A 3,415-nucleotide genomic window follows, 5' to 3' on the forward strand; every position below is an offset into this window, starting at 1 on the left:
TCTTTTCCTACCGGTTGGGGCGCCCTTCAACCCCTTTTTGCAGCGCCCCGCCGCCCATTCCGCCAACACTATCGCGCTTGGGGGGGGGGGAACGCCCGCCGCCCGCGCTTAGTATCTCACGACGCGTGAGTGTCATTTGGCGACCTGGGCCTCGTCAGCGGCCGAGACATGCCACAGCACGACGTGGACATGCGGCTCTTCGACTCCCGGATGGCCGGCATTGTAGTAGACGTCGACATGGTCGACATTGCCTCCGGGTGAAGCGAGATCGTCAAAACGCTTGTCTGGATTGAGGTCCTTGGTCGGCAGCATATAAATCGTGCTGACAAGCTTGCCGTCGTGGTCATAGGCAAGGAATGGTCCGGCCGGCAATGTCGTCGGATCGACGAAGAGTTGGCCCATGCCCGGCAGGAAGTCGGGCAGCTTCACAAGCTTGCTGACCTGCTGGTAAGGCGCGGCTGGCGGAGATTTGGTAACCTCACCCGCCGCCATGGCGCAAAGCGAACTCCCCGTCGTCAGGGCAACTGCGAGGACGAGTTTCTTCATCACGGATCTCCTTGTTGAAATAAAGCTGCGCTGGCCGAAGATCTGGAAGGCTGTTTGATAAAGCGATTTCCATTTTCGACACGACCTGTTCGCGTCCGCCCAGCAAGCAGCAGACTGTTTCGCTCGTCAAACGAAATTAACTGGCATTTCAGTGCATTATTTCTGCTGCTAGGGTGTGCAACTGTTTGCTTGATTTCAAAAAAACTTTCACTACCTCTGAACTGCTATGTATATTTTCAGCCTCGATTTCCGGCGGGAGCCGAAGCGCTTAAAAACGGGCCTTTAGCCCGGACGCGAGAAGGCCCTGGCTTCGCGTCCGGGGTAGCCGGGAATTCCACTTATCCCGCGGTGCATTTCTGCCCTGCCGAAGCAGTGCGGCTGCACCCCATTTTGCGATCCCGGTTGGGATCGACATTGAGGTTGACTCCGATGATCTGCCCCATCCTGTCAGAAGAAGACATTTCTCTTGATCTTGTGACAAAGGGAAAGCAATCAGCCCTGTCAAAAATTGCGATCAGGATTGCGCGAAGGACCGGGCTTGACGAGCAGATGGTTCTCCGTGGCCTTTTTGACCGCGAGTATCGCGGCTCGACGGGCTTAGGTCGTGGGGTCGCGATCCCTCACGCTCTACTTGGCACAATCTCTTCGCCTGCCGCGTCTTTGACACGTCTGGCCAAGCCCATCGATTTCGACGGCCCCGACGACGATCCTGTTGATCTCATTTACACGGTACTCTGGCCGCGCTCTGCCACTTCCGCCTTCCTCCTTGCCCTTTCGCAAATTTGTCGTCTCCTCCAGGCATCTCAGGTTCGGGAGCGACTCCGATCGGCACGCTCATCCGATGAGGCGTTGGCCTTTCTCGAAAATGGGCCACATCGGAGAATTTCCGCCAATTTGCCTACTGCCCGGGTCGGGCCTAGCGTGATGTTTATAGAGGATGCCTCAAGGAGCGAACCCAACGGCTTGAACCGGCTTGCATGGGAGAAAAAGCAGGAGTTGCAGATGAGCGAGGATGGTCGAAGCACGAGAACATCGTAGTCGATGGCGTTCCGCTGCCGGACCTGCTCGACGAGACAATGATCCGCGGCGTGGTGCATGGTTTTTTATGAAGAAATTCATCGCGATGACCTTCTCGGCCCCATTTTCCACGATCAGATCGAGCCGGACCGATGGCCACAGCATCTTGCGAAGATGTGCGACTTCTGGTCTGCGACGTCACTTCGAACGTCCCGATATGAAGGCCGGCCACTGCCACCACATCTGGCCATAGCCGGCCTCGGCTCGGCGCATTTCCGTCGCTGGCTACAGTTGTTTCGCACAACGGTGCGCCGCATCTGCCCGCCCGAGGTGGCAGCGCTTTTTATGGAGCGCGCTCTGCGCATCGCTCACAGTTTCCGTCTCGCGATCCGCCTTCAATCGCGGCGAGACCACGATCGGCATCGAACCCATCGTTGAGAAGGACCTGTGATGCAGGATTGGTTTGTGAGGGTTTCCACAAACGCGCAGCGATCGACGGAAGGAGACATCCATGCGGCTTACAGCTTTCTCGGACTATGCATTGCGGCTGCTGATGTACACGGCCTCTGCCGGTGGCCGGGTCATAACGATCGAGGAAGCTGCGCGTAGCTTTACCGTGTCGAAGACGCATCTCAACAAGGTCGCCAACACGCTGACCCGCAGCGGCTATCTGAAGGCGATCCGTGGCCGTTCCGGTGGTCTCGTTCTGGGGCGCCGGCCCGAGTTGATCCGGATCGGCGATGTCGTGCGATTGACCGAGCCGGATTTCGCACTGGTTGAGTGTTTCTCCACTGCAAACCAGTGCGTATTGACCGGCTCTTGCAAGCTTTCAAGCATGTTTGGCGAAGCGATAGCATCCTTCCAGAACACTCTTGACCGCTATACGCTGACCGACATCACGCTGATGCCGGAAGACTTCATTGGTGGCCCAATACTATCGGTGCGCACCGGGGTGGCACGCAACGGGGCGTAGTATTACATGGTTTAGACGCTTGCTGCTTTACTCGGATGGAGATGAGTCATGGCCGAATCAAAGAAGAACGACAAGCCGCTAACGAAGGAAATTGATTCTGGTATCGACCCTGACAACAGTCTGATGCCAATGCTTATAGGTGGGCTTGTCCTGATAGTCCTCGGCGCGATCATCGTTATGATGTTTGTCTAGTTTCGCAACGACGGCGTGTGGCGCTGTCGAAAACGTTTATTCCTGCAGGCTAAGCGCCCACGTGCGTGTTTTGTTGAACGATCAAGGGCGGCACTCTCGTGATAGTTCTCGCCAGCGGTAGAGCAGTAAGGAATCCCTGGCGCTATCGAATGTTCCTCATCCCTGCCAACTTGAGCTTCTCGACGCACCGCGAGCAACGGAACGCGGCCGCCCTGTCGGTCGAAACCCATGAGCAGCAGCAGGGCTGCTCCATTTAGCCCCCGAAATGCCAAGCTTGAAAGGTAGAGAAATTTCGGCTTCTGTCGCTCCTTGGGGCTACAATGAAGCGTTCTTTACTTGCGATGCTGGTGGGACTTACGATCTTTACTGCTGACGCCCGAGCAGCAGTGGATCCCAGGTACAAGGCAGAACAGAGCGCCCTGATTAAATGCAATCTGTTGTGGTCGGCAAAGCTATCAGTTCAGCCCGGCGATCCGTACTCGTTAGCCAGAAAGGCGCAGCAATATGCCGGCGATAGTTACGAGCCAAAACTGCCGCGCCGATGAGCGCGCTCACAGCCCTAGTCCCCGCCTTCTGCCGAAGCTCCAGTCGATGCCGCCGCTGCTTTGCGCGACCCCGCTGATGTGCTGGCCGATGCGCTTGTCGAGCATGGGCTGCCACGGCACCAGTTGAAACCCGAGCCCGTCG

Annotated in this window: 7 protein-coding genes; 5 read left to right on the plus strand and 2 right to left on the minus strand. The window is 57.1% G+C overall.

The genetic code is table 11. The features are described from left to right. Positions 1 to 132: 132 nt before the first annotated feature. Positions 133 to 546 (minus strand): DUF5602 domain-containing protein, encoded by a 414-nt coding sequence (locus tag AC0L2Y_RS25175; protein ID WP_352566336.1) that lies wholly within the window; start codon positions 544 to 546, stop codon positions 133 to 135. A gap of 429 nt (positions 547 to 975) precedes the next feature. On the opposite strand from AC0L2Y_RS25175, the gene AC0L2Y_RS25180 reads away from it, so the two are divergent. The 5 genes from AC0L2Y_RS25180 to AC0L2Y_RS25200 all read left to right on the plus strand — a co-directional run bounded on the left by AC0L2Y_RS25180 (position 976) and on the right by AC0L2Y_RS25200 (position 2,728). Beyond that, positions 976 to 1,584: a PTS sugar transporter subunit IIA gene (locus AC0L2Y_RS25180; RefSeq protein WP_473560239.1), complete on the plus strand. Its 609-nt coding sequence runs from the start codon at positions 976 to 978 to the stop codon at positions 1,582 to 1,584. Then, positions 1,524 to 1,655 (plus strand): hypothetical protein, encoded by a 132-nt coding sequence (locus AC0L2Y_RS25185; RefSeq protein ID WP_473560259.1) that lies wholly within the window; start codon positions 1,524 to 1,526, stop codon positions 1,653 to 1,655. The genes AC0L2Y_RS25180 and AC0L2Y_RS25185 overlap by 61 nt, the downstream gene beginning before the upstream one ends. Further along, positions 1,642 to 2,001 (plus strand): group III truncated hemoglobin, encoded by a 360-nt coding sequence (locus AC0L2Y_RS25190; protein ID WP_473560241.1) that lies wholly within the window; start codon positions 1,642 to 1,644, stop codon positions 1,999 to 2,001. Before AC0L2Y_RS25185 ends, AC0L2Y_RS25190 begins: the two co-directional genes overlap by 14 nt. A gap of 73 nt (positions 2,002 to 2,074) precedes the next feature. Continuing rightward, positions 2,075 to 2,536 (plus strand): RrF2 family transcriptional regulator, encoded by a 462-nt coding sequence (locus AC0L2Y_RS25195; RefSeq protein ID WP_473560243.1) that lies wholly within the window; start codon positions 2,075 to 2,077, stop codon positions 2,534 to 2,536. A 48-nt stretch (positions 2,537 to 2,584) separates the two neighbouring features. Further along, positions 2,585 to 2,728, plus strand: a complete 144-nt coding sequence (locus AC0L2Y_RS25200; RefSeq protein ID WP_352670032.1) for a hypothetical protein — start codon at positions 2,585 to 2,587, stop codon at positions 2,726 to 2,728. Positions 2,729 to 3,279: 551 nt separating this feature from the next. Here the strand turns inward: AC0L2Y_RS25200 and AC0L2Y_RS25205 are convergent. Then, positions 3,280 to 3,415: DUF3363 domain-containing protein (locus AC0L2Y_RS25205; protein WP_473560258.1), on the minus strand; the 136-nt coding region annotated here is incomplete at its 5' end.

Source organism: Mesorhizobium sp. WSM4830, assembly GCF_055811495.1.

Bases quoted from the DNA above. Each gene is read 5' to 3' on its own strand.
- AC0L2Y_RS25200 (WP_352670032.1), top strand. From the start codon at position 2,585: ATGGCCGAATCAAAGAAGAACGACAAGCCGCTAACGAAGGAAATTGAT.
- AC0L2Y_RS25175 (WP_352566336.1), bottom strand. From the start codon at position 546: ATGAAGAAACTCGTCCTCGCAGTTGCCCTGACGACGGGGAGTTCGCTT.
- AC0L2Y_RS25195 (WP_473560243.1), top strand. From the start codon at position 2,075: ATGCGGCTTACAGCTTTCTCGGACTATGCATTGCGGCTGCTGATGTAC.
- AC0L2Y_RS25185 (WP_473560259.1), top strand. From the start codon at position 1,524: ATGGGAGAAAAAGCAGGAGTTGCAGATGAGCGAGGATGGTCGAAGCAC.
- AC0L2Y_RS25180 (WP_473560239.1), top strand. From the start codon at position 976: ATGATCTGCCCCATCCTGTCAGAAGAAGACATTTCTCTTGATCTTGTG.
- AC0L2Y_RS25190 (WP_473560241.1), top strand. From the start codon at position 1,642: ATGGTTTTTTATGAAGAAATTCATCGCGATGACCTTCTCGGCCCCATT.